Here is a 23,954-nt window from a genome sequence, read left to right as displayed (position 1 = left end):
CTGATGTTACGCAGTATTTTTCCGTTCTAACTACCGTTTTCGATGGCCTGCACCCTGGATTTGTACACGGATTATCTCATCAGCTCGACGGGCCAAACTTCGGCTACGGGCCTCTCACGCCTGTTCGATGGGCAGCTTAGTCACGACCAGGTGACGCGCTGGCTCAGCAGCGTACACTTGGATTCACGCCAGGTCTGGGGCCATGCCAAACCGCTGATTCGGCAAACCGAGCGGACGTTGGAAGCAGCCGATTTTGCTGTTCTTATCGTCGATGATTCTATTTTGGAGAAGGCCCACACCGATGCCAATGCCCTGCTCTGTACCCATTACGACCATAGCCTGGGGCGGTACGTGAAGGGGCTCAATTTCGTGAGCCTGCTCTATGTGGCCGGTTCGCTCGCCGTGCCGATTGCCGTGGAGCTGGTGGAGAAAACGCAGGCCGTAACCGACCCTAAAACCCAGAAAGTGAGTCAGAAAAGCCCGCTGACGAAAAACGAGATGCTCCGCGCCATGTTGCGCGTGGCCCAAGAGCAAGTGGCCTACGGCTACCTGCTGGCCGACAGCTGGTATGCCTCGGCTGAGAACATGAACCAGGTGCGCGCGTTGGGCCACGACTTTATTTTTGCCCTGCCCACCTCGCGCACCGTGGCCCTGAGCGAAGTGGGGCGCGGCAATGGGGAATTCCAGGCCCTTGATACGCTGGCTTTCCCGGATGGGCAGCCCTTGCGCGTCTGGCTACGGAGCGTCGTGGAGGCGGTGCTCGTGGTCCGGCAAGTCTTTACAAATAAGGACGGTTCGCAGGGCGTGTTATATCTGGTGAGCAGCGATACGAATTTGACCGGGGAACAAGTGACGGTAATCTACCAGAAAAGGTGGAAAATCGAGGAGTACCACAAATCGCTCAAGCAAAACACGTCGATGGGCAAGTCGCCTACGAAAACCATCGATACGCAGGCCAATCATTTCTTTTCTTCCATCCTGGCCTACATCAAGTTAGAGAAGATAACCCGACAATTAGGCATTGGTCATTTTCGCCTCAAAGCCCAACTTTATTTGCGCGGACTCAAAGCCATGCACTACGCGTTAACCAAAATGGCTGCGTAACATCAGTAACTAAGTACTTGCGCAAAAGTAAGCATAACAAAAAGCCGTCATGCTTCGACAAGCTCAGCATGACGGCTTAAATAGAGTGCGATTAATTATGCTCCACTGCTTAATAACCGACAACCAGCAACTAAAAACGTTACTCGACGGGCAAGATGGTGCCTGTAACTTCGCCAAATCCAATTCGGATGCCTTCTTTTTCGGCGTAGCCCCGCATGGTTACGGTGTCACCATCGAGCAGGAACTTACGCTCCGAGCCATCGGGCAGCGGCACGGGCCGGGTACCGCGCCAGGCCAGCTCCAGCATCGAGCCGAGCGAGTCGGGGGTAGGGCCGCTAATGGTGCCCGAAGCGTACAGGTCGCCGGCTTCAATATTGCAGCCGTTGGAGGCGTGGTGGGCCAGCTGTTGGGCCATGCTCCAATACATAAGGCCAAAATTGGCCCGGCTGAGGGTTGTTTCGGTACCGCCGGCGGGCGTGAGGGCCACTTCTAGGTTAACATCGAAATTGTGCTCGCCACTGTGGGCCAGGTAGGGCAGGGGCGTGGGCTCCTGCACCGGCCCGGCAATGCGGAAGGGCTCCAGCGCATCGAGCGTGACAATCCACGGAGCCATGCTGCTACCAAAGTTCTTGCCCAAAAATGGCCCTAGCGGCACGTATTCCCAGCTTTGTAGGTCGCGGGCGCTCCAGTCGTTGAAAAGGCAAAGGCCGAAAATGTGGTCCTCGGCGTCGGCCAGGGGAATGGTGGCGCCCAACTCGGTGCCGGTTCCAACTACAAAACCCATTTCCAGCTCAAAGTCGAGCTGGCGGCTGGGGCCAAAAGTGGGCAGGGCCTCATCAGGCGCCTTGCGCTGGCCATTGGGCCGCTTAATATCGGTGCCCGAAACCACGATGCTGCTGGTGCGGCCGTGGTAGCCAATGGGCAGGTGGCGCCAGTTGGGCAGCAAGGCATTGGCCGGGTCCCGGAACATGGTGCCCACGTTGGTGGCGTGCTCGATGCTGCTGTAGAAATCGGTGTAGTTCGCCGGTTTGATGGGGCGGAGCATGCGCACTTCGGTTTGGCGCAGCAGGCACTGGCTTACGGCTCCTTCGTTATCGCGCAACTCGGGCGCATCGTGGCGCAACAGCTCGCTTACGCGCTGGCGCACGGCGCGCCACGCCGGCCGGCCCAGCCGCAAAAAGGCATTGAGAGAGCGGCGCCGAAATACTTTGGGCTGCGCCGCGCCCAACTCCGTCAAATCCTGAAAGAAACCGTGCTGACTGGCGGCGTATAGGTCGAGCACGTAGCCCCCGATGGCCACCGCCAGGCGCGGCCCCCGCTCATCGGTCTCAAACACCCCAAAGGGTAAGTTTTGAATGGGAAAGTCGCTCGTAGGCGGAATATCTATCCAGGAGCGAAGGGTAGGCGAATTAGGCGAGGTGGCCATAGGGAAAGGGGAAGGGTGCGCGGGCAAAAGTAGAGCTGGGCCGCGCTACTGCATGTTTCGGGCAGCTCGGGCAACAGTGTCCCGCAGCTCCGGGATATTACCGGGCCTCTACGGCGGTGATTTCGGGCACGGCTTTTTTCACCGTGTCTTCCAGGCCCGCTCTTGTCATCGGCGACATGGGGCAGGCGCCGCAAGCGCCTTCCCATTCGAGTTGGAGAATGCCGTCGGCGGTGATGTTGGCTACGCGCACGTTGCCACCGTCAGTGGCCAGGTAGGGGCGCAGCGTGTCCAGTGCGGCCTCAATGCGAGGCATCAGCGGGTGGTCGAAAACGGGGGCAGGGGTTGAGCTTTCCACGAGCATTAAGTAGTCGTTCAAAAGTAAACGGATTGTCAGTTGCTAGCTGTCAGTTGTTATTCCAGATGATTTCAAATGAATAACAACTGACAGCTAGTGACTTAAGGATTCATTTGCACGACGGCCGTTTTGGGGGCTACATTGTTACGAATACTGATTTGCCGGGCTACAGCTTCGGCCAGGTCGGCGAATAGGCGTCCCACCACCGATTTGGGGTCGAGCACGGCGGGCTGGCCTTCATCGCCGTTTTCGCGGATGCTTTGCACCAGCGGCAGCTGGCCCAACAGCGGCACGTCGTGCTGCGCCGCCAGTCGCTGGCCGCCATTTTCACCAAAAATGAAGTACTTGCTGTCGGGCAGCTCAGCTGGCGTAAACCAGGCCATGTTCTCTACCACACCCAGCACGGGCACGTTTATCTGGGGCTGACGGAACATTTGCAGGCCTTTCTGCGCATCGGCCAGCGCCACTTTCTGCGGCGTAGTCACAATGACAGCACCGGTCACGGGCACGGTTTGGACCAGCGTCAGGTGAATGTCGGACGTGCCGGGCGGTAGGTCCAGCAACAGGTAATCCAGCTCGCCCCAATCTACTTCGGTAATAAATTGCTTGAGTGCCGACGACGCCATGGGGCCACGCCACACAATAGCCGATTCGGCCGGTGCCAGAAAGCCAATGCTCATCAGCTTGACGCCGTACTTCTCAATCGGCTGAATGAGGTTTTTGCCGTTGGGACCCTGGAAAATGTGGGGCGCCTCGTTTTCCACGCCAAACATGGTGGGCATGCTGGGGCCCGAAATGTCGGCATCCACCAGGCCCACTTTGGCACCAGTGGCGGCCAAAGCCACCGCCAGGTTGGCCGTGACCGTGCTTTTGCCCACTCCGCCTTTGCCCGAGGCAATGGCGATGATGTTTTTGACGCCGGGCAGCAGGTCGCCGCGGTTGTTGCGCAGCGTGGTCACGCGCGAGGTCATGGTGATGACCACATTGGCGTCCTTGTCCACCATCGTGTGGATGGCGCGCTCGCAGGCATCGTGAATGAGCTGCTTGAGCGGGCACGCGGGCGTGGTCAGGACTACGGTAAAGGCTACGGTAAGGCCGTCAATCTCAATGTTCTCAATCATGTTGAGCGTCACCAGGTCCTGGCCCAGGTCGGGCTCCTCCACGTAGCTCAGCGCTTTGAGAACGGCTTCTTTGGTTATGGTCATAGGTCGGGAAAGCGCCGGAAAACGACGCGCTGCAAAGATAACCCCAGAAGCGGCGGGCAGGTTCGGCCCGTATCCTATTGCTTTTTGATTAAGTTAAGGGGTTCAGTAGCAATAATCCGACAATTGATTGCCATATTTACGAACCCTATTTTGGTCTTCGTTATTCAACGTTTTCACACCTTCTATATGTCAAACAGCGACCCAACAACGCATGTCAGCACTGTCGAAGTGAACTGCCTTTCCCAGAGCTCCGAAGAAGCGGAGTCGCTGGTTGTTTTTGAGCTGATAGTGCCCGGTGCGGCCAAAGTGCCCGCATCCCACCAACCCCTGGAAGTGGCCACAATACTGCTGCGCCAGGGCTCCATTACCAGTACCGTGCCGGGCAAAATCCTGACCCAGCTCCGCGCCAACAACACGGCACTGCGGTCAGACTGGTGCATCACCGCCACCCTGGCTGTGCCCCAGCCGCCGCGGCAGCCATCGAGGTATTAGTTGCTGGTTGTTAGTTGTCGGTTGTCAGGTAAGAGCTTGATTATGCGCAAATTAATAATAATCGCCGATTAGCAACTAACAACTAATGGGGGAAGCGAGCAGCCCTTTGGGCACGCTCAGCGCGCCGGTTTGCGGGTCAATCAAGCCGTTGCGTTCGTCCTCGATGTTGGTGGCCTGCGTGTACACGTCGCCGGCAATGGGTCGGCGGCGCAGCTCCTGTTTGAATGCCAGGATGCTGTTGGTGCGGGATTCCGCGTCCTGCGGCCCGCCGTAGTCCGGGAAGCCAAAGCCGCCCCATTCGCTCACGATGAGCGGCACCTGGCGCCGGTAAAAAAATGGGTCGCCCACGACCAGCGGAAAAGCGGCGGTGCCCGTCATTTCGCCTCCCACCAGGCGGTCCAGCAGTTCTTTCCAGCGCGTCAGGTCGGGGGTGTAGAGGTGGGCCGTGAGCAGGTCGGACTTCAGGCGGCCAATGTGGGAAATATGGTGCCAGCCGTCGTTGTCCACCACCAGAAACTGCGGGTAGGCAATCTGCATGAAGTGGTAGGTGTCCATGATGTACTGGCGGGTTTCGGGGTTGGTGGCAATGTCCTGGGCCCCCCAATCCTCGTTATACAGGCTCCAGATGATGATGGAAGGGTGGGTTTCACTGAGCGTGACGAGGCGCAGCAACTCGGCGCGGTGGTTCTCGCGGCTGCGCGGCGTCGAGCTGTGCGGGCTCGGCACTTCCACCCACAGCAGCAAGCCCAGCTCATCGGCCAGGTTATAGATGCGCGGGTCGATGCCGGCAATGTGCACGCGCACCAGGTTGCAACCCAGCGCTTTCATGGCGTGCATGTGGCGCTGCATTTCTTTAAACGTAGCCTGGCCGGGCTGGTAGAGAATGCCGTCGAGGTAGGTCGCCTCGTTGTTGAGGTACACGTAGCGGCCCCGGGCTTCAATTTTGCGCAGCCCAAACAGGGTTTCAATCTGGGCCGGGTACCCGTCGCGGTCTATAAGCTGGGCTACCAGCCGGTAGCGGTTCGGGGCCTCCGGCGACCATAGCTCCGCGCCGGGCACTTCCAGCACTAGCCGCTGCTGCCACTGCCCCGGCTCCAGGTGCAGCGGAAAATCCGAGGACGCCAGCGGGGCGGTCCGGTCCGTGGTGTGCGGGTCAAAAATCTGCAGGCGAATGGTGTAGTCGCCGGCGTCGTGAATGCGCAGCGTCATATTGAACCGCACCAGCTGGTCTTCCACCACGCTGATGACGCCCACGCGGGAGCGCAGCCGGTTGCGCTCCACGGCCTCCAGCCACACGCTGCGCACGGCCCCGGTATAGGTCTGGTACCAGATGCCCCCGCGCTTGTAAACGTGCGATTCCTGCTTGCCGCGCGGGGTTTCGGCGTCCATGTTGTCGGCAATCCGCACTGTGAGGCGGTTCACGGGCTGCAGCTGGTCTGCGCTCAGCTCATAAGAGAATGAAGTGTACTCGCCGAAGTGAATTTCTTCGCCCTCAATGGTTTTCAGTAGCTGGCCATTGAGCCAGACCCTGGTTTCGTAGCCGCAGGCCCCAAAGGTGAGCTGAAGCAGGGAGCGCGCTTCGGGCTCCGCCACGTCGGGCCGGCGAAATTCGCGCTCGTACCACACTACTACTTTGTCGTGCCAGCCGGTGGCGCCCTGGTGCCCCCGGCCCTGAGCCAGGTGCTCTTCCACCGAGCCGGGCCACTGGGCGGTGTGCTCGTAAACGTGGCCCTGGGCCCAGTTCTCGGTCAGGCCGGCGTCGGCATCGTCGTGGGCAAAGTGCCACTGACCGTCGAGCAGCTGGTGGCTATTCAGGCGCAGTACGGCCCTGGGCAAGGGGTTGGCTACTTGCTCGGAAGCGGTCTGTTCGGGGTGGCTGAAAGAGAGGGAATAATTCGAGGAATTCTGGTCGTCCATGCGGCGGGAAATGGAATTGCGCTATGGCCTTTGAGCAGGCGTGCGGCAGTAAATGTATTTAAATTAGAGCGGCCTGCTCTCAAGTAAAATGCCGCTGGCGCGCGTCACGGGTGCGTGGCTGCCTAATATGACGTTTCCAAACGCTGCCATTCGCCCCGTCTGGTGTGGTTGGCTACGCGCGTCAGAGACGCGGAACCCGTGGGTAACGCGTCGGAGACGCGCGCCAGCAACTGAGTGCGTAAGTCCTATGTGAAATGATTTTGCGTGTTAGGTCAGGCATAAAAAAATCCCGTTTCATCAGAAACGGGAATTTTTTTATGTCAGCAGGCAGCGGCGCCAAGGCTCAGGTTTTCTGCTTTTTCTTCTTGGCTGCCGGAAAGAGAATGTTGTTCAATATCAGCCGGTAGCCCGGCGAATTGGGGTGCAGGGCCAGGTCAGTGGGTTCTTCGCCCACGAGGTGCTGGTAATCCTCCGGGTCGTGGCCGCCATAAAAAGTCCAGGTGCCTTTGCCTAGGGTGCCGTGCAGGTAGCGCGCCTCGCCGGTCTGCTTGGTGTCGCCCATCACCACCACATCCGACTTGATGAGGCGCTTGCGGAAGGCCGTGGTTTGGCCCATGAAGCCGTGAATGGTCTTTTCGTAGTTCTGGCACAGCATGGTGGGCACCGGGTCGTACTTGGCCGAGAAGGTGAAGAGCGAGAAGTAATCGTTCTGCTCGCCCAGGCCGCGCTCGTTGGGCTGCATGTCGATGTTGGAGTACTCGTACTGAATCGGATTGCGCTCCAGCTGAAAGTTTTCGAAGGCCAGGCAGCGGTTGTAATTCAGCTTACTCTGAGCGCTGGGGTCGGCCGGGTCACCGTCGTACATGCTTTCCACCATGTCAAGGCCCAGGCCTGCCAGGGCAATGTCGTAGCTGTCGGTGGCCGAGCACATGGCAAACAAAAAGCCGCCGCCGGCAATGAATTCCTGCATTTTGACGGCCACGGTAGCTTTCATCTGGCTCACTTTGCCGAAGCCATTGCGCTTGGCAGCCGCCTCCCCATCGCGCACCTGCTGCTGGTACCAGGGGTAGTTGCGGTAGGTGGCGTAAAACTTGCCATACTGGCCCGTGAAATCCTCGTGGTGCAGATGCAGCCAATCGTATTTGGGCAAGGTGCCGGCTAGGACCTCATCGTCGTAAAGCTGGGTGTAGGGAATTTCGGCGTAGGCAAGTACCATTGTCACGGCATCGTCCCAGGGCTGCTTGCCTTTGGGCGTGTACACCGCAATTTTGGGGACTTTTTCCAGCTTCATCACGTCCATGTTGGCATTGGGGTCGGCTATTTCCTGCAGAATGCCAGTGTACTGGGCGTCGCTGATAACCTGAAACGTGACGCCGCGCACGGCAAGCTCGTTTTCGGCGCCGGTGGTGGTTTCGAAGGCGAACGACCCGCCCCGATAGTTCAGCAGCCAGTCGACCGGAACATCGCGCTGGAGCAGCCAAAAAGCCACCCCGTACGCCTTGAGAGCCTCTTTCTGGGTGTTATCCATTGGAATGAATACCATATTGGCCTGAGCGGTCAGGGGCGCGGCCACCCAGGCCACGGCCAGGAGCAGGAAGAATAAAAAACGCGTGAGTAACATAGTTTTTCGAGAAAGAAGCGCGACGAAGCAACGGGGTTGCGGCGTCCGTGGTTCAAGTTAAGCGCTGGTCGCCGAACTTTGGCCGCATTAGAATGCGACACCATCTTTGTGCCGGCGCGCCACCGGCCCGTTCCCAGTACTTGTCGTTCAACGATTTTCCAGCCTCCGGCTGGAGCTACTCCCCATGAGCCCATTCGAAAACGTCCGCGAAGCTTTCCGCTCCATCCGCGCCAATCTGCTGCGCACGGTACTCACCGCCTTGATTCTCAGCATTGGCTTGTTTGCCTTGGTTGGCATTCTCACGGGCATCGACGCGATGAAAAACTCCTTGTCGGAAACCTTTGCCAGCCTGGGGGCCAACTCCTTCGACCTCCATGCCAAGGGCTACAACAACCGGGGCCGGCGCGGTGGCCGCCAGGCCAAGCAGTACGCCCCCATCGATTTTCTGCAGGCCAAGCAATACAAGCAAGCCATGGGCGACGACGCGCAGGTGGGGGTTTCGGCCTCCATCACGCGTGCCGCCGAAATGAAGGCCAACGGCATTAAAACCAACCCCAACATGGAAGTGGTGGCCGGCGACGAAAACTACCTGAAAATCCAGGGTTACAACCTGGCCAGCGGCCGCACGTTTTCCCAGGCCGAGCTGAATAATGGCGCCAACGTAATGATTGTGGGCGATGAAATTCGTCTCCGGCTCTTTCCCAAGCAAAGCCCGGTTGGCAAGTACGTGTCGGCTTTGGGTCGCCGTTTCCTGATAGTGGGCCTGCTCGAAAAAAGCGGCGGCAGCATGGGCGGGGGCGGGGCCGACCGTCTGGCCCTGCTACCCCTGGTCACCGGCAACCAGATGCCCCGGCAAGGCGCGCTCACCTACGACATTAAAACCGCCACCGACCAGCAGGGCACCCTGAATTTTCTCATTGGCCAAGCCACCGGCGTGATGCGCGCTGTGCGCCACGACAAGCTGGGCCAGGAAGATAGTTTTGTGGTGGAAAGCAGCGAGTCGCTGGCATCGGACCTGGAATCTATTTCCGGGAAGGTGCGCGTGGGCGGCACCATCATGGCTTTTATCACGCTGCTGGGGGCCAGCATCGCCCTCATGAACATCATGCTGGTTTCGGTGACGGAGCGGACCCGCGAAATCGGTATTCGGAAAGCCCTGGGAGCTACAGCCGTTCAGATTCGCCAGCAATTCCTCATCGAGGCGATTGTTATCTGCCTTATGGGCGGCACGCTGGGCATCGTCCTCGGCGTATTGGGCGGCAATGGTGTGGCCGTGCTCGTGGGCGCCAGCTCGTTTCTGGTGCCGTGGGTTTGGATGATAGCCGGCCTGATTATCTGCGTGGGCGTGGGTCTGGCTTCGGGGTACTATCCGGCCAGCAAAGCCGCCGCCTTGGACCCCATCGATTCGCTGCGCTACGAGTAGGGCCGGAGCGTTTGCCCAAAGCTGCAAGCCGGCCTCAGGGTGGGAAATAAGCGTCCGCGTTCTACATTTGCCCATTACTCATTTGTGCAAATCTCATGGCGGCTCCGGTTTCTGTGCCCATCGACCAACGCTTTGGTCAACTGATTCAGCAGTTTGGCCTGACTAAAAACAGCTTTGCGATATCGCTGGGCAAGACGGCCAGTGTGGTGCAGCACCTCATCGACGGGCGCAACAAACCGGGCTATGACCTGCTTTGCCGGGTATTTGAAGTGTACCCAAATGTCTCAAGAGACTGGCTGCTGCTGGGACGCGGCCCCATGTTGGTAGGCGGTGAAATTGCGCCGAAGCCCGCTCCGGCGGCCAGCCCTTCGGCCCCGGAAGAGGCCATTGTAGTGCCCGAATTTGAGGCCATCGAAGTGCCACCGATGCAGCGGCGCACGGGGCCGGGCGTGGCGGGTAGCCGCCTGCAAGCGGCGGAAATTGCGGCCACGCTAGCCTTGGCGGCTGCGGCCAATCACCCCACACAGCGGGCCGAATTGGAGACTAATAACGTCCCTGAAACACCATCAGATTTCCAGGAACCAACTCTTTTGGTAAGGCCAGCCCCACCGATAGCAGCAGTTCCTGCGCCGGCTATTGAAGTTCCCGTGCCGCCGCCAGCGTTTGCTCAAGCCCCTGGCCCGCCCGAAACGGCTCCACTCGCCGGACCTGTAACCCCGGCCGCAAATCCGGTGCCTGCCCCACTTGCCGGCCCGTCGCCCGAGAGCTACTTAGGGGCCGCGCTCCAGGCACAGCACCTCCAGCACCAGCTGGCAATGGCCGAAATGCGTAACCAACACCTGCTCGAACAGCAGCAGATGCTCCGCGAGATGCTTGCGATGGCCCGTCAGGGAATGGTCTGATGGTTAACCAATCATGCAAGGATAAACGCAGCTTGGATAACTGTCAACCGATTGATAACCAAAATAAAAGCTTCTGGCTTGTAGCCTAAAGCTTATGGCTCACCGCTTAGGCGAAGACGCCCATTTCTTCGGCTTCCATTAGCCCCAGGGCGTTTACGCCGGTCAGGCGCAGAGTTTTCAGCTCGCCAATCAGCAGTGGGTCGTACTTGGCCGCCACCCGAATGTAGTTGGGCGTGAAGCCTTCTATGCGCCCGTCGGTCACGTCATCCTCAAACAGCACGGCGGTTTCCATACCCAAATGCTGCTCGTAGAAATACCGTTTTTTCTTCTCCGATAAGCTGCGCAGCTGCGTGGTGCGCTCGTGCCGCACCCGGCCCTGCACCCGGCCCGGCAGGGTGGGCGCCAGCGTATCGGGCCGCTCGGAATAAGGAAAAACGTGCAGATAGCTAATGGGCAGCTCGTTCAGGAATTGGTAGGTTTCCAGGAAGTCGGCCTCCGTCTCGCCGGGAAAGCCCACAATTACATCGACGCCGATGCAGGCGTGCGGCATCAGTTCCTTGATGCGGGCCACCCGGCTGCTGTAAAGGTCGCGTCGGTAGCGGCGGCGCATCAGCCCCAAAATCTTATCCGACCCGCTTTGCAGGGGAATGTGGAAGTGGGGCATGAAGCGCTCCGAAGCCGCTACGGTAGCCAGAATCTCGTCGGTGAGCAGGTTGGGTTCGCAGCTGCTGATGCGAAAGCGGCGAATACCGGTTACTTCGTCCAGGGCTTTTACCAGTTGGGTAAAATCTTCCCGGCGCTCGCGCTCTGGGCCTTGTAGGCCAAAATCACCGAGGTTTACACCGGTCAGCACAATTTCTTTCACGCCGGTTTCCGCCAGCTTCTCCACCCGTTCCAACACGCTGGCAATGCTGCCGGAGCGGCTGCCGCCCCGCGCCAGCGGAATGGTGCAAAACGAGCAAGAATAGTCGCAGCCGTCCTGCACTTTCATAAACGTGCGGGTGCGGTCGCCAAAGGAATGCGCCGCGTGGAATTCCGTTGCTGCCGAAATGGGCGAGGCGTGCACCTGGCCAGGCTGGCCGGGGGCGGGTTTTTTGAAATCAGCCAGAATGTCCACCAGCTGAAACTTCTCGGCCGCTCCCAGCACGGCGCTTACGCCCGGAATGCCTGCAATTTCCTGCGGCTTGAGTTGAGCATAGCAGCCCACGATGGCCACAAAGGCTTCGGGATTGTGCTTCAAGGCCTGTTGAACCACTTTCCGGCACTTGCGGTCGGCGTGGTCCGTTACGGAGCAGGTGTTGATGACATATAAGTCGGCGCCGGCTTCAAAGGGGATTTTCTCAAACCCTTTTTCCTCAAATTGCCGGCCAATGGCCGAGGTTTCGGAGAAGTTCAGCTTGCAGCCGAGGGTGTAAAAGGCAACGGATTGGGGGGTAGGCATAGCGCCGCAAAGGTACGAATGAGGGAACGGTAGGTACGAGGCTGCAGCGTGGAGCTGCCCGTAGTTTATTTTCGCGCAAAGTCATCCAACGACACCTGCTGCATGGCCTTGCCCAGCTCGATTTGAGCATTGGGAACGTTCGCGCCCACGGCGGAATCGGCCCGCCGGCTCACGTTATCGAACGTGACCACGCCGACCGGCGACACCGCTCCAAAGCCGTTGTTGTAGCAGTAAAAAGCAAACGGCACCGGATTGCGCGCCAGCAAGTCCCGGCTCCACTGAAAGCCGCGAGCCGGCAGCTGCAGCTGGTGCAGCAACGTCGCCGCCACGTCGGTTTGCGAGCCGATGGTTGCCACCACTTGGCCCCGGGCTTCCGGCCGCAGCGCGCCGCCCGCTAAAATGAGCGGAATCTTAAACTTATCGGGGCTTTGATTAGAGGAATTGCCTGGCAGCTGATGGCCGTGGTCGGCCACCAGCACCAGCAGCGTGTGCGCGTACCAGGGCTGCTTTTGGGCTTCCCTGAGAAACCGGCCGAGGGCGTAGTCGGTGTAGTAAACCGAGCTGCGAAACAAATCGGTTTCACTGGTGCCGGGAAACCGGGGCTTCATCGGGACCTCAAAAGGCTCGTGGCTGCTCAGGGTAAAAGCCGTGACGAAAAACGGCTGCGTCTGCTGTTTCAGGTCTGCTGCAATCCGGTCGAAAAGGGCGCCGTCGTGCGCGCCCCACTTGGAGTTTTGCTCGGCCAGCGAGAAAGCGGACCGTTCGACGATGTGCTCGTAGCCGGCCGTTTGCACGTAGCTGCCCATGTTGGCAAACGCCAGCTCGCCGCCGTAGTAGTAGCTGGATTTGTAGCCCGCGGCGGCAAATTGCCGGGCCAGGTGGGGCAATTGCTCGGTTTTGCGCGGATACTTGATGATGCTGGTAGTAGGCTGATTGGGGTAGCCCGACAGCAGCGACACAAGGCCTTTCTGGCTGCGGTCGCCGGCCGCGTAGATGTTCGTGAACACGATGCCCGTGCGGGCCAGGCTGTCCAGGGTGGGCGTCACGCCCCGTTCGCCGCCCACACTGCCCACCAGCTTCGAGGTGAAGCTTTCGAGAATGATGAACAGGACATTAGGCCGGGGCTCGGCGAGGTAGGAAACCGAGGAGTCGGGCGCGCCGGGCGCGCCCACCGCCAACGGATAGATGCCGGCCACCAGCTGCCGGGCCATGCTGTCGGCCATAAAAGGCTTGGCGGGCTGCTCGCTTTTTCGAAGAATAAGCGCACTCATCAGGTTCCAGGGGGCATTCACGGCCGCGTGGTTGGCGAAAGGTATCCGGGAAAAATAGACATCGCTCTGGTTGATGGGAATCTGTTGGGTACCGCCGCGTAGCGGTACCACCAGCAGGGCCGCGTAGAGCACGCTGGCCAAAGCCGCCCGCCGGCGTCCAAACCACGAAGGCAGCGCCCGAATTGGCCCCACTACTACTTCATACAGCCCCCAACTCCCCGCCAGTAGCCCCACAAAAACCGCTGCCAGTAGTATCAGGGGCGCGTTGCCAGCCGAAGCCGCCATCTCTTTGGGCGTATTCAGGTATTGGAGCGGCGTGTCGTCAAGCCGAAAGCCCCACGTTCGGTACAGCTCCAAATCGGCGGTTATCAGCCCCGCCAGCACTACCGCTATGAAAACGGTGTACCCGCTTGTAAGTCGTGATAGCGGCAATCGGGGAAATACGCTTCCTATTATAAAGAGCAGGAAAGGAAGGATGCACACGTAAGCCGTTGCCGAAGCATCCAGCCGTAATCCGTAGGCAAACGTGCCCCAAATGGTGCTACCCGATATATTTGCCGTGAAAGGGTAGTGGTACGCCAAAAAAACGGTCCGGCACACCCCGAAAAAAAGCAGCCAGAAAAGAAAGTAGCGTGGCTGAAAGGCAAAGCGGTTTTTCACCCCGTAAAGATACGCCGCTGCCAAAATCCGGCTCATTCAATAACAAACCGGATTAGTCACTGAAATAAAGCTGCTAAGCCTTTGACTAGGGTGTTTTGAAGGGGGGTGTTGCGTAAATGTTAAGTTTTTCTGGGTAATCACCTGAAATATCGGGGTGGAGTACAGTAAAAAGCAATTCCTGTTTTATCTTTGCTTGTAGAACAGCACCTCGCCAGTTCAGTTTACTTCCCGACCGGTTACTTCCACATGGCAATTCTCCGCTTCAAAGCCCTAGAACTCGTTAACCATCGCCATCCCATCACGGTGGTGCCCGCCGCCGCGCGTCGCTCCGACAGCTTTGGCCAAAACGTGTTCAATCTGGAAGCCATGCGGGCCAACATGCCCGGCGATTATTTCAAAAAGCTGCAGTCGACCATCCGGCAGGGCAGCAGTGTGGAGCACAACGTGGCCGACGCCGTGGCCTCGGCCATGAAAACCTGGGCCATGGCCAAGGGCGCTACCCACTACACCCACTGGTTTCAGCCCCTGACCGGTTCCACGGCCGAAAAGCACGACTCCTTCTTCGACCTGAACTCCGACGGCCGGCCAATTGAAAATTTCAAAGGCTCGGCGCTCGTGCAGCAGGAGCCCGATGCGTCGTCGTTCCCGAACGGTGGTATCCGCAATACGTTCGAAGCCCGTGGCTACACGGCTTGGGACCCCACTTCGCCGGCATTTATCATCGAAACGGTGGGTGCCAAAACGCTGTGCATCCCCACCATTTTTGTGGCCTACACCGGCGAAGCCCTCGACTACAAAGCTCCGTTGCTCAAGTCGCTGGCCGTGCTCGAAAAGGCTGCCCTGGAGGTTTGTCATTACTTTGACAAGGACGTGAGCCGCGTGAACACCACGCTGGGCATCGAGCAGGAATATTTTCTGGTCGACAAAGCGCTCCACGACGCCCGGCCCGACCTGGTGATGACCGGCCGCACCCTGTTTGGCTACGCACCGGCCAAAGGGCAGCAGCTCGACGACCATTACTTTGGCTCGATTCCGGCCCGCGTGCACGGGTTTATGCTGGAGTTTGAGGAAGAGGCCAACCTGCTCGGTATTCCGCTGCGGACCCGGCACAACGAGGTGGCGCCCAATCAGTTTGAGTGTGCGCCTACCTTTGAAGACGCCAACCTCGCCATCGACCACAACCAGCTGTTGATGGATGTGATGGACCGTGTAGCCGAGCGGCACAACTTCAAAGTGCTGCTGCACGAGAAGCCCTACGCCGGCGTGAACGGCAGCGGCAAGCACAACAACTGGGCGATGAGCACCGATACCGGCGTGAACCTTCTCGCGCCCGGCCGCCGCCCCAAAGAGAACCTGCAGTTCCTGGCCTTCTTCATCACCACCATTCAGGCTGTGCACCGCTACGCCGACCTGCTGCGTTCCAGCATCGCCTCGGCCTCGAACGACCACCGGCTGGGCGCCAACGAGGCGCCGCCCGCCATTGTGTCGGTTTTCGTGGGCTCGATGCTGAACTCGGTGCTGGACGAGCTGGAGCGCACCGCCAAGCTGCCGCTCGACAAAGGCGACAACATTTACCTGAAGCTGGGCATCGACAAGATTCCCGCCATCCTGCTCGACAACACCGACCGCAACCGGACGTCGCCTTTCGCCTTCACCGGCAACAAGTTCGAATTCCGTGCCGTGGGCTCGTCGGCCAACTGCTCCTCGTCGATGACGGTGCTCAACACCATCGTGGCCGACCAGCTCATAGAATTCAAAAAGTCAGTTGATGCTTTGATTGAGGACGGCAAAAAGAAGGAAGTTGCCATCGTGGAAGTGCTGCGCGAGTACGTCATCAGCTCCAAAGCCATTCGTTTCGAGGGCAATGGCTACTCGGAAGAGTGGAAGCAGGAAGCCGAGCGTCGCGGTCTCAGCAACATTGCGACCACGCCGCAGGCCCTCGACGCCCTGATTCGGGACGATGCGGCCGCGCTATTTGCCCGCCACGGTATATTTTCGCAGGTAGAGCTGCACGCCCGCCACGAGATATTGCTGGAGGAATACCAGAAAAAAATTCAAATTGAGAGCCGCGTAATGGGCGATTTGGCCGTAAACCACGTAATACCTACGGCGCTGGCTTACCAGACCAAATTGGTGAACAACGTGCGTGGCCTGCGCGAGCTAGGCCTCGACGACGAGCACAGCCAGGTGACGGTGGGCATGATTAAAGATATTTCGCGCCACGTTTCAACCATCAAAACCAACGTGGATGCGATGATTGAAGCCCGCAAAAGAGTAAACAAACTCGGAGATGCCCGCGAGCTGGCGGTCGCATACTGCGAGGATATTAAGCCAAAATTCGACCCCATTCGCCGCGCTGTAGACAAGCTCGAACGTATGGTGGCCGACGAGGACTGGCCTCTGGTAAAGTACCGCGAACTATTGTTCAGTCGGTAATCAGGGGATGGAATCGGGTCCGGTGTTGGGTGGGAATTCTCGCCGCGCCCCGGTTTTGAAAGAGGTATCTCCGTGAGGTGCCTTTTTTTGGAGAACCCCCGCAAACGATTGCAGGTAAGGCCCGTAAAGGGCCTTTTTTGTGAGTGTTAAGCCCTTTTAGCGGTGCCCTTGGCGGTGGCCTTTTTGGTAGCGGGCTCGGCCGGGGCAGCCAGTAGCAAAGGCAGGCGGGGCGTCAGGGTGTCGTCGTCTTCCAGCAGCTCGGCACTGCTGCCGGGGTCGGGCACCAGCATTTGCCAAGTTGCGCTGCGTAGGTCGTCTAGCTTGGTCAGGGCCTCGCTCACGGTCGCGTTGGCCATTAGCTTGTCGAACAAGCCACTCTGCTGCCCGACCTTTATCAGCTTCTCAACAACGAACGGAAGTACCCAGCCCACGATGTTCGACGCCAAGGCCCCGCGCAGGCCTAGGCGCACCAGCAGGCGCACGGTCATCTGCTCCATCAGCAGCACGCGGGCCGCGGGTAGGGCTTTGTCGGCCAGAAAATCGACCACCAGCTTCAGGTTTCCTTTTTCAACTTCTGCCCGTAGCACGTCCTGCACGCTATCGAGGGCGCGGGCAGCTAGTTGGCGGAACAGGCGTCCGGTTTGCCAGGCCGCCAGGCCGGTAAAACGCGCGGCACCGATAATGACGGGAATAAACTGGGGTTTTCTCACGGTTTAAAAGCCTGGTAAGGGCTTAATTTGTTTGCAAAGGAACGTGGCAGCGGCCAATTGGGTTTAGCCCGTCAGTTTACCTATATCCTGTTCCAACGGTGCCTGCTCACATTTGCCTGGCGGCCGGTTCCTCTCTTTTTCTGTATGTCTGATTTGTTGCTGGATATAAATTTACAACAACTGCCTGATGCGTATTTCAACGGGGAATGGCACGTGGCTACCCGTGTCCTCAACCGGAATGACCCCGGCAGCACGATGGCGAAAGCAACCCGCTTTGTGCTTGCCGCCGGCCAGCTGGAAGCCCAATCGTCCGATGAGGGATTGAGCCAAACCGGCAGTTGGGCCGTGATGCGTGATGAGTTGATGAGCCGGCCTTACCTCAATTTTGAGCTGCCTACCGAAGCAACGCGGGCCCTGGTGACGCGTTTGCGGCGTTCGGCCAATGGGCTGAACAGCCAGCTCAATCTGTATTTTGCGTCGGGCATGGAAATGCAGCTCGACCTCGTATAACTTCCTGTCTTTATCAGCGCCGCCTTTAAGCCTACCTTGCCCATGAGCACCACGCCTGTTTCTGAAACGTTGCCATCCTCCGCCATACCCGCTGCCTCCGAGCAGGGCACGGTAGGAGCCGAGCAGTTTACTTTTTTAGCAGACGTCATTCCGCAGCTGGTCTGGATTACTGACCCGGCGGGGTTCCACACGTATTTCAATCAGCGCTGGACTGATTTCACCGGCTTCACGCTGGCCGACAGTGTAGGCCCCAACATGTGGAACAACCTGCTGCACCCCGATGACCGGGAACGCGCCCGCCAGGTATGGGGCCATTGCCTGGCCACCGGCAATGACTACAGCATTGAATACCGCTTCAAAGCCAAAGACGGTTCGTATCGTTGGTTTCTGGGGCAGGCTCTGCCGCGCCGGGACGAAGAAGGCCGCCTGATAGCCTGGTTTGGCACCTGTACCGATATTCAGGAGCAGCGCCAATTGCGTGAGCAGCTCGAGGTCGCCTATTCTGACCTGGAAGCCAAAGTCGTATTCCGAACCTTGGATTTGGAGCGGGAAGTGCAGGCGCTGAAGCAGCAATTAAGCAGTCAGCTTTAAGGTTTGTTTATAGACTCAAGTTACTGTAAAACATTGCTTTATTGGTGTTAGATGCGCATTCAATTTTACCACGTTTTCCGATTGATTTTGGTTAGTCGTCTGGCATAAAGTTGTTTTAAGCAGTGGTGCAAAAGTAACCGTAGCAACAAAGCGGGTCATGCTGAGCTTGTCGAAGCATCTCTACCGCACCGTTGAATGGTATTGACGGTGCGGTAGAGATGCTTCGACAAGCTCAGCATGACGGTCAAAACTCAACACGATTACTTATGCGTACCTGCTTAATAGTTCGATAAAAACGGCTCTTCGGAGCCGTTTTTCGTTTGCATAGGTCAGCTTGTGGCCAGCAGCGCCACTCAAAATTCAATATCCATGAATGCTATTATCATCCAGCAGCCCGGCGGGCCCGACGTATTACAGCTGCAACAGCAGCCCCGGCCGCGGCCCGCAGCCCACGAAGTGTTGATTCGGGTGCAGGCGGCCGGCGTGAACCGGCCCGACGTACTCATGCGCCAGGGCAAATACGCGGGCAGCGGCGAAGTTGCCGGTCTGGTGCCGGGGCTGGAAGTTGCGGGCACCATAGAACAGTGCGGGACCGATGTAACCCGTTGGCGGCCCGGCGATGCCGTATGTGCCCTGCTACCAGCCGGGGGCTATGCCGAATACGTCGTAGTAGACGCCCGCCACTGCCTGCCCGTGCCGGCCGGATGCAGCATGGTAGAAGCCGCCGCGCTGCCCGAAACGGTGTTCACGGTGTGGCACAACGTGTTTCAGCGGGGCGCGCTGCGGCCGGGCGAAACGCTGCTGGTGCACGGCGGCAGCAGCGGCATCGGCACCACGGCCATTCAATTGGCCACGGCCCTGGGTAGCCGGGTCGCCATCACGGCTGGTGATGCGGCCAAGTGCACGGCTTGCCGCGAGCTGGGGGCCGAGTGGGCCATCAATTACAAGGAGGAAGACTTTGAAGCGGTGTTGAAGCCGACCGGGGTTGATGTGGTATTGGACATGATTGGCGGAGAATACACTGCCAAAAACCTGCGCTTGCTCAACGACGACGGCCGCCTGGTCTTCATCAACGCCATGCAAGGCGCGGCAGCCGAATTCAATGCCCTGGATGTTATGCGGCGCCGCCTGACCATCACGGGCAGCACCCTGCGGCCCCGCTCCGCCGATTTTAAGGCCGCCCTGGCTGCGGCAGTGCAGCAGCACGTGTGGCCGCTGGTTGCCACCGCTGCGTTTCGCCCCGTAATTCACCGCACCTTTCCGCTGGCCGAAGCTGCTGCTGCGCATCAGCTGATGGAGAGCAGCGCGCACATTGGGAAAATAGTACTGGAGGTAGCAGCTGCCCGGTAGTTGCAAACCAGTTGAAACGCAAAACGTCAGGCATTTGCCTGACGTTTTGCGTTTCAACTTTCAGCATGGGTTTAGGCCTGCTTCCACTTTATGGTGCAGCCGATAGCTTTGGTGGTGCTGGTGCTGGCGGGCTTGCCGGCCATTATTTCGGCCAGGGCGTTTTCCAGGTAATTCGTTTTCACCAGTTTGGCGTCTTCCGAATTATCGTCGATGGCGCCGATGTAGGATACTACCAGGTCGTTAGCCTGCCGCTTGAGTAAGTAGAGGTGGGGTGTGCGCGTGGCCCCGTAGGCTTTGGCTACCTGCTGGCTTTCATCGAGCAGGTAGGGAAAGGCGTATTTCTTGGTTTTCATCGCCTCAAAAGAGTCGCCGGGGGCCACTACAGGGTCATTCGGGTTGATGGCAATTACGGGGTAGCCCAGGGGCGCGTACTTCTCATTCAGGGCGATGATGCGGCTTTCGTAGGCCTTGGCGTAGGGACAGGTATTGCAGGTGAATACCACGATATAGCCCTTGGCGGCTTTGTTATCGGCCAGCGACACCATTTTGCCATCAATGTTTTTGAGCTTGAAATCGGTGGCTTTGTCGCCCACCTGATACCCCCCGGATTCGGGGCGGAGAACGAAGCTGCTCAGCAGCAAGGCAAAGCAGAGCAGGGAAAAGGGGAGGAGCTTCTTCATAGGAAAACAGTTGGGTGAGGGGAAATGAGTGTCAACGCTATTATTACGACCAAAAAAGCTTGTAGCTTAAAGCTAACTGCTTAACAACTTGAATTTACAAAAACTTCTGTAGGGCGGCCGTTAGCTGGGCTTTGGAAAGCTCCCGTTCGAAAGTAGCCCGCTGCTTGGTTTTGTTATTGACAATGAGGGTGAACGGAATAGAGCCCGTCCATTTGGCATCAACTTCTTCCAGCCAGGAATTAGGGTCGCTTTCGTTGAGCAGCACTACTTCCGATTTCAGGGCGCGTTGCCTCACGAAGGGCCGGACTTTTTTGTCGAGCTGCGAGGCGTAGTCCAGGCTCACCAGCAAGACTTTTACCTTTTGGTTGGCGTAAGTGGTGCCCACTTGCTCGAAATTAGGCAACTCTTTCACGCAGGGCGCGCACCAGGTAGCCCAGAAATTAACCACGTAGGTGGTGTCCGTGGGCCGCGAAAGCCGCTTTTGCAGCTCCGGAAACTTGATGACTGCCACCTGTTGGCTCCTGCCGGGTAGTGCCAGCAGCAGGCCCAAACCCAGGAGCATCGCTCGTGCTTGAATCATAGCGTTTTGTGAAAATAGGACGAATATCGGCCCGCCCCTGAAATCTAATGGAAAGGGTTTGCAGGACCAAGCGCGCCGCTCCGAAACCAAAAGACAGCAAAACCCGCCCGGAAGTTGCGGCCGTGAGCAGGAGCGAAGCCCGCCCCGAACCGCTTTACCTTTGCGCTACGGCGCAACTTTAGCCGGCTCCCCGTAGTTTTTGGCCCATGAATAAGACGTATTGCCCCAGCCTGACCGAGTATAAGCGCCGCGTGGCCCGCGTAGTAAACATTGGCGGCGTGCCGATGGGCGGTAACTTCCCCATCCGGGTGCAAAGCATGACCACCGTGGACACGATGGACACGCAAGGCTCGGTGGAGCAGACGCTGCGCATGGTGGCGGCCGGCTGCGAGTACGTGCGCATCACCGCGCCCAGCATCAAAGAAGCCCAAAACTTGCTGGAAATCAAGAAGGAGCTGCGCAAGCGCGGCTGCAACGTACCGCTCATCGCCGACATTCACTTCACGCCCAACGCTGCCGAGCTGGCCGCCCGCATCGTGGAGAAAGTGCGCGTGAACCCCGGTAACTACGCCGACAAGAAGAAATTTGAAGAGCTGGATTACACCGACGCCACCTACGCGGCCGAAGTTGAGCGCATCCGCGAGCGGTTCCGGCCGCTGGTCCAGATTTGCAAGCAGTACGGCACCGCCATGCGCATCGGCACTAACCACGGCTCGCTGAGCGACCGCATTCTGAGCCGCTACGGCGATACGCCGCTGGGCATGGTGGAGTCGGCCCTGGAATTCCTGCGCCTTTGCGAGGAAGAAAATTACTACGATGTGGTGCTGAGCATGAAGGCCAGCAACACCCAGGTAATGGTGCAGGCCTACCGCCTGCTGGTGCAGAAACTGGATGAAGAAGGCCTGCAGCCCTACCCGCTGCACCTCGGCGTAACCGAAGCCGGCGAGGCCGAAGACGGCCGTATCAAGAGCGCCGTGGGCATCGGCACGCTGCTCGAAGACGGCCTCGGCGATACCGTGCGTGTGAGCCTGACCGAAGCCCCCGAAGCCGAAGCCCCGGTGGCCCGCATGCTGATTGACCGCTACACGGGTCGCGCCGCGCAGGCGCAGCCCATCGCGCCACTCACCTCACCCCCCGGCCCCCTCTCCAAAATAGAGGGGGAGACTAAAGATTTCGTTGCAGGGATACCTGGCTCCCCCTCTTTTTTGGAGAGGGGGCCGGGGAGTGAGGTTAACGCCCAGGGCTACCTCTCGCCCATCAATCCTTTTCAGTATTTCCGGCGCGTGACGCGGGAAGTCGAGAACATTGGTGGGGGCAACGTGCCGCGTGTTATTGCCGATTTGTCGCGCCTGCAAAACCTGGAATACGCCGACTTACGGGCAGCCGGGCAGCTTTATTCGCCTTTTCTGGATAAATTTCAGATGTCGGATTTGGGTGCCGACTACATCTATACCGGGCAGGTTCCTTCGCCCTTCATGCTGCCCAATGGCCTGAGGGAAATCGTGGATTACAGCGCCTGGTGCGATGCCGGCCACCGCGCCGACCACTTCCCGGTACTCACCCAGGCCGAATACGCCGGGGCAGCTGAGAAGCACCCGGCCCTGAACTTTGTGTTCCACAACCTGGCGTCCCTCACAGGACCGGCCCTCAACCAATTGCGCGAGGACCGCACCGTGGTGGTATTCCTGTACACCGAAAATGCCCACGCCATGCCGGAAATCCGGCGGGCCTTTTTTGAGCTGATGCAGGCGGGCGTCACCTGCCCGGTCATCATCAACCGGCAATACCCGGCCCTGCGCGATGAGGAAACCCAGCTCTACGCCGCTACCGACGTGGGCGGCCTGCTCCTCGATGGCCTTGGCGATGGCGTGGTACTCAGTACTGAGCTGCTGCCTGAGCGCCCCAAAGCCGAATGGCTAACGACCATCGACAGTCTGAATCAGCTCTCCTTCGGTATTTTGCAGGCGGCCCGCACCCGCATGAGCAAAACCGAATACATCAGCTGCCCCAGCTGCGGCCGGACGCTGTTCGACCTGCAGGAAACCACGGCCATGATTCGCAAGCGCACCGACCACCTCAAAGGCATCAAAATCGGCATCATGGGCTGCATCGTGAACGGCCCCGGCGAAATGGCCGATGCAGATTACGGCTACGTGGGCGTGGGCAAGGGCAAAATTGCCCTCTACCGCGGCCAGGAAGTTATCAAAAAATCAGTGCCCGAAGAACGCGCCGTCGACGACCTGATTGAGCTGATGCGCGAAGATGGAAAGTGGATTGAGAAGGAGGTGCTGGCAGGCGGGGAGGTGCAGTAAATAATTGCGTTGGCGATTATGGAAATACAGTTGATGGCCGGTCATATCCGGTTGGGTATTGTCGAGGCACGAGTCGTAGATTCCTCAATGGGCGTGATAGGCGGTAAGCTACAGGCTTCGAATGAGTATTATGCAGATTTTCAGCAATTTTTCCGTGCTCATAATAAACGTCCTGACTGGCAGAAGCTTCAAGAAATAGAATTAGTTACCGTAAGTCAGGTTTCTGGAATATTGACCGCACAAGGTGGAATTTGTATTGAAGATGTTGAGGGTTTTGATGATATTGAAGTCCAGGTATGCGGTGTTGATTTTCAGGTAGTACGTGAGTTTTTAAGTTTATAAAAGCATAGTTCCACTACTTTATAAACAGCTTCACCGCGCCAGCAAAAACGCCAGTTCGGCCAATTTCCACTGTGCGTAAGCCGCAGTAAAAGACGTGTCGACTTACTGTTGCAATACCGAAATACCCACGTCAATTAGCCGCAAGCCCTGTGCGGTGAACTGCATATTGTCGTAGCGCTCGTCGCTCACGTTGAAGGGGCGTAACAGTAGCGTTATACCTTCGGAATACCCAATTGCTTGCAGATTTCTTTGCATAATTCCTCATCGATATCACTGTGACGGGGGACGCTGGTGCGTTTGCCCGTTAGCTCGTTTGTATAGATATCGTGCCGGCTGCCGTGGCGATGCAGCGGGCAGTTATTGGCTTCGAGGTACTTGACGAACTTGCCGCGCTTCATGCTGGATTATGCGAATTCCAGTTCTTCCTGTGAGATTATTCCGGCAGTGTCGGCAGCATAATCTTCCCGGGCATCTTCCAGGTAGAGCGCCAACGCATCGGTAATATTTTCCTTTACTTCCTCAAGGGTGTGGCCTTGCGTGAGAACACCGGGAATTTCTTTAAGCTGGCCAATCAATTGAGATTTGCCTTGGCGAATGACGAGTGTAAGCTTCATCGGGAACTGGTG

Annotated in this window: 23 protein-coding genes; 10 read left to right on the top strand and 13 right to left on the bottom strand. The window is 58.4% G+C overall.

Annotated elements, in window-relative coordinates; all coding sequences use genetic code 11:
• Positions 1-42 precede the first annotated feature (42 nt).
• Complete coding sequence (locus tag GM79_RS08935; RefSeq protein ID WP_035562095.1) at positions 43-1,104, top strand: transposase; 1,062 nt, start codon at positions 43-45, stop codon at positions 1,102-1,104.
• Between the two features lie 139 nt (positions 1,105-1,243).
• Here the strand turns inward: GM79_RS08935 and fahA are convergent, their stop codons facing one another.
• The 3 genes from fahA to GM79_RS08920 form a co-directional block, all read right to left on the bottom strand.
• Complete coding sequence (fahA, locus tag GM79_RS08930; protein WP_035562479.1) at positions 1,244-2,530, bottom strand: fumarylacetoacetase; 1,287 nt, start codon at positions 2,528-2,530, stop codon at positions 1,244-1,246.
• A gap of 97 nt (positions 2,531-2,627) precedes the next feature.
• Positions 2,628-2,891: a NifU family protein gene (locus GM79_RS08925; protein WP_051718690.1), complete on the bottom strand. Its 264-nt coding sequence runs from the start codon at positions 2,889-2,891 to the stop codon at positions 2,628-2,630.
• Positions 2,892-2,986: 95 nt separating this feature from the next.
• A complete protein-coding gene (locus GM79_RS08920; RefSeq protein ID WP_035562477.1) occupies positions 2,987-4,090 on the bottom strand; it encodes an Mrp/NBP35 family ATP-binding protein in 1,104 nt (367 codons plus the stop codon).
• Between the two features lie 186 nt (positions 4,091-4,276).
• Here GM79_RS08920 and GM79_RS08915 point away from each other — a divergent pair, with 186 nt between their 5' ends.
• Entirely contained in the window at positions 4,277-4,582 is a 306-nt protein-coding gene (locus tag GM79_RS08915) for a hypothetical protein (protein ID WP_035562472.1), read from the top strand.
• 75 nt (positions 4,583-4,657) lie between these two features.
• On the opposite strand, the gene GM79_RS08910 is transcribed toward GM79_RS08915, so the two are convergent.
• Together GM79_RS08910 and GM79_RS08905 are read right to left on the bottom strand one after the other, a co-directional pair.
• The gene (locus tag GM79_RS08910; RefSeq protein ID WP_035562469.1) at positions 4,658-6,499 is read right to left on the bottom strand and encodes a glycoside hydrolase family 2 protein; all 1,842 of its coding nucleotides are present in this window, start codon (positions 6,497-6,499) and stop codon (positions 4,658-4,660) included.
• Positions 6,500-6,842: 343 nt separating this feature from the next.
• The gene (locus tag GM79_RS08905) at positions 6,843-8,120 is read right to left on the bottom strand and encodes a hypothetical protein (RefSeq protein ID WP_035562466.1); all 1,278 of its coding nucleotides are present in this window, start codon (positions 8,118-8,120) and stop codon (positions 6,843-6,845) included.
• Between the two features lie 184 nt (positions 8,121-8,304).
• On the opposite strand from GM79_RS08905, the gene GM79_RS08900 reads away from it, so the two are divergent.
• On the top strand, positions 8,305-9,543 hold the full coding sequence (locus GM79_RS08900; RefSeq protein ID WP_035562463.1) for an ABC transporter permease: 1,239 nt from the start codon (positions 8,305-8,307) through the stop codon (positions 9,541-9,543).
• A gap of 95 nt (positions 9,544-9,638) precedes the next feature.
• The gene (locus tag GM79_RS22890; protein WP_051718689.1) at positions 9,639-10,445 is read left to right on the top strand and encodes a helix-turn-helix transcriptional regulator; all 807 of its coding nucleotides are present in this window, start codon (positions 9,639-9,641) and stop codon (positions 10,443-10,445) included.
• A gap of 106 nt (positions 10,446-10,551) precedes the next feature.
• On the opposite strand, the gene mtaB is transcribed toward GM79_RS22890, so the two are convergent.
• Complete coding sequence (mtaB, locus tag GM79_RS08890) at positions 10,552-11,886, bottom strand: tRNA (N(6)-L-threonylcarbamoyladenosine(37)-C(2))-methylthiotransferase MtaB (protein WP_035562460.1); 1,335 nt, start codon at positions 11,884-11,886, stop codon at positions 10,552-10,554.
• A 65-nt stretch (positions 11,887-11,951) separates the two neighbouring features.
• Entirely contained in the window at positions 11,952-13,514 is a 1,563-nt protein-coding gene (locus GM79_RS08885) for an LTA synthase family protein (RefSeq protein WP_161787145.1), read from the bottom strand.
• Between the two features lie 549 nt (positions 13,515-14,063).
• Between GM79_RS08885 and GM79_RS08880 the strand changes: the two genes are divergently transcribed.
• On the top strand, positions 14,064-16,253 hold the full coding sequence (locus tag GM79_RS08880; RefSeq protein WP_035562458.1) for a glutamine synthetase III: 2,190 nt from the start codon (positions 14,064-14,066) through the stop codon (positions 16,251-16,253).
• A 146-nt stretch (positions 16,254-16,399) separates the two neighbouring features.
• Here the strand turns inward: GM79_RS08880 and GM79_RS08875 are convergent, their stop codons facing one another.
• The gene (locus tag GM79_RS08875; RefSeq protein ID WP_035562455.1) at positions 16,400-16,963 is read right to left on the bottom strand and encodes a hypothetical protein; all 564 of its coding nucleotides are present in this window, start codon (positions 16,961-16,963) and stop codon (positions 16,400-16,402) included.
• 144 nt (positions 16,964-17,107) lie between these two features.
• Here GM79_RS08875 and GM79_RS08870 point away from each other — a divergent pair, with 144 nt between their 5' ends.
• From GM79_RS08870 to GM79_RS08860, 3 genes are all read left to right on the top strand, one after another.
• Positions 17,108-17,473: a hypothetical protein gene (locus GM79_RS08870; protein ID WP_035562452.1), complete on the top strand. Its 366-nt coding sequence runs from the start codon at positions 17,108-17,110 to the stop codon at positions 17,471-17,473.
• Positions 17,474-17,515: 42 nt separating this feature from the next.
• Positions 17,516-18,064 carry a PAS domain-containing protein gene (locus GM79_RS08865; protein WP_035562449.1) on the top strand — a complete coding sequence of 183 codons (549 nt, stop codon included), beginning with the start codon at positions 17,516-17,518 and terminating at the stop codon, positions 18,062-18,064.
• Positions 18,065-18,433: 369 nt separating this feature from the next.
• Complete coding sequence (locus GM79_RS08860) at positions 18,434-19,414, top strand: NAD(P)H-quinone oxidoreductase (RefSeq protein ID WP_035562447.1); 981 nt, start codon at positions 18,434-18,436, stop codon at positions 19,412-19,414.
• Between the two features lie 71 nt (positions 19,415-19,485).
• Here GM79_RS08860 and GM79_RS08855 read toward each other — a convergent pair whose 3' ends face one another.
• Positions 19,486-20,094: a thioredoxin family protein gene (locus GM79_RS08855; protein WP_035562444.1), complete on the bottom strand. Its 609-nt coding sequence runs from the start codon at positions 20,092-20,094 to the stop codon at positions 19,486-19,488.
• A gap of 94 nt (positions 20,095-20,188) precedes the next feature.
• Positions 20,189-20,674, bottom strand: a complete 486-nt coding sequence (locus tag GM79_RS08850) for a TlpA disulfide reductase family protein (protein WP_035562441.1) — start codon at positions 20,672-20,674, stop codon at positions 20,189-20,191.
• A 206-nt stretch (positions 20,675-20,880) separates the two neighbouring features.
• Here GM79_RS08850 and ispG point away from each other — a divergent pair, with 206 nt between their 5' ends.
• Positions 20,881-22,986: a (E)-4-hydroxy-3-methylbut-2-enyl-diphosphate synthase gene (gene ispG, locus GM79_RS08845; protein ID WP_035562438.1), complete on the top strand. Its 2,106-nt coding sequence runs from the start codon at positions 20,881-20,883 to the stop codon at positions 22,984-22,986.
• An 18-nt stretch (positions 22,987-23,004) separates the two neighbouring features.
• Positions 23,005-23,328: a hypothetical protein gene (locus GM79_RS08840; RefSeq protein WP_035562435.1), complete on the top strand. Its 324-nt coding sequence runs from the start codon at positions 23,005-23,007 to the stop codon at positions 23,326-23,328.
• A 102-nt stretch (positions 23,329-23,430) separates the two neighbouring features.
• On the opposite strand, the gene GM79_RS25740 is transcribed toward GM79_RS08840, so the two are convergent.
• Genes GM79_RS25740 through GM79_RS08835 form a run of 3 tightly spaced genes read right to left on the bottom strand, consistent with a single transcriptional unit; the run spans position 23,431 to position 23,942 of the window.
• Positions 23,431-23,583, bottom strand: coding sequence for a hypothetical protein (locus tag GM79_RS25740; protein WP_200875594.1), 153 nt, complete (start codon positions 23,581-23,583; stop codon positions 23,431-23,433).
• Positions 23,541-23,726 carry a type II toxin-antitoxin system HicA family toxin gene (locus tag GM79_RS23720; RefSeq protein WP_072008575.1) on the bottom strand — a complete coding sequence of 62 codons (186 nt, stop codon included), beginning with the start codon at positions 23,724-23,726 and terminating at the stop codon, positions 23,541-23,543. The genes GM79_RS25740 and GM79_RS23720 overlap by 43 nt, the downstream gene beginning before the upstream one ends.
• 6 nt (positions 23,727-23,732) lie before the next feature.
• Positions 23,733-23,942 (bottom strand): type II toxin-antitoxin system HicB family antitoxin, encoded by a 210-nt coding sequence (locus GM79_RS08835; RefSeq protein ID WP_035562432.1) that lies wholly within the window; start codon positions 23,940-23,942, stop codon positions 23,733-23,735.
• Between the last annotated feature and the right edge of the window lie 12 nt (positions 23,943-23,954).

This window comes from Hymenobacter sp. IS2118 (genome assembly GCF_000715495.1).
GTDB lineage: Bacteria > Bacteroidota > Bacteroidia > Cytophagales > Hymenobacteraceae > Hymenobacter.
The sequence above is the reverse complement of the archived record's forward strand: the minus strand, read 5'-3'. Positions and strand labels throughout refer to the sequence as shown.